Source organism: Pseudomonas avellanae BPIC 631 (assembly GCF_000444135.1).
Lineage (GTDB): Bacteria > Pseudomonadota > Gammaproteobacteria > Pseudomonadales > Pseudomonadaceae > Aquipseudomonas > Aquipseudomonas avellanae.
The window spans coordinates 1-1,148 of the sequence record NZ_ATDK01000397.1 but is presented as its reverse complement, the minus strand read 5'-3'; the positions used below and the strand labels follow the sequence as shown (position 1 = coordinate 1,148).

1 protein-coding gene is annotated in these 1,148 nt (G+C 37.7%); it reads left to right on the top strand.

Features of this window, described 5'->3' with window-relative positions; translation table 11 throughout:
• Positions 1-677 (top strand): nucleoside triphosphate pyrophosphohydrolase family protein (locus DW49_RS1000000132920; protein ID WP_161780207.1); only part of this gene is annotated, 677 nt, incomplete at its 5' end.
• Between the last annotated feature and the right edge of the window lie 471 nt (positions 678-1,148).

Sequence of the window (1,148 nt, the reverse complement as noted above, 5' to 3'; positions counted from 1 at the left end):
ATCTTATCAATAGCTTAGCTTGCAGGTTATGGGTAACTTATTTCGAAAACAGTACACTAGATAACGGTGTCGTAATTATATCAGTAATCTATCCCGCGAATAAAGCCATATGGAATGCATACGGAAGCTTTTACCATTTTGCAAGACTTTTCGAAGAGCTGGGTGAAGTGCATGAGGCCTATTCAAATTTTAGAAAAACTGGGATTACTGTTGGTTTAGAGGAGGAGTTGGCCGATGTTACCGCTTGGCTTTTATCTGCATGGGGTATTCATCAAAAAAATGCTTCATTGTCCGACTGTTTAATTGATTACTATTTCGATAACTGCCCCGTTTGTAAAAAGCCCGCATGCATTTGTCAAGAGTATTCGGATAGGTCTCAGATGCTTTCGGATAAGGCAAGTCTCGAGCTGGTAAAGTCTCAAATAGTTAAGCTGCTGGATTTAGATCCAGGCCTTTACCGAGAAATAAATGATCTTGTTCAATCTATGGATCAGGCAATATTAACAACGTCTACGGTTGATGCTAAACAAGCGGTTAGCAGTGCTAGGAAAGTACTTTTGGGTGTTGAAAGTGCTGTCCATGCTGCTGATGGTTTGGCTGGTCGTACAAGCAAGGTTGTGACGGCAATTCAATCAATTATGACTACAATTGACGGTATTAAATCTTATTGGTCTTGAATCTGTACTGGCATAAATTAGTTGTCCTGATTTTTGTTGTTTGAGTAGAGTTCTGCATCAAATGCTCTTATTCAAGTCTGCCTCGGCGGACTTGTTTTTTTACTAGAGGCAGAGTTTTGTAGAGAGTATCTCAGTTGGATTTAAAATTTTGACATTTTTTGTGTACGTATGAATTTTTGCGAGTCGGCTACAATGTAGAAATCACGAAAAGTTATTCTTTATGTGATGAGGATGCTCAACTTGTTGCCGAAAAATTTTGTAATTAATTGTTTGGTAGGTAGTGGCTTTTAGTTAAAGTGGCTTTAAAGAGGTTTGTGGGTTCTAAATTCTAAAAGTTAGCATTGGGTGAGTGTTATTTTATGTCTTTAATCTAGTGTACTGTTTTCGAAATAAGTTACCCATAACCTGCAAGCTAAGCTATTGATAAGATTTGAATTTTCCGTTAGTTGGTGGCTGATTTTTTCGAAAACA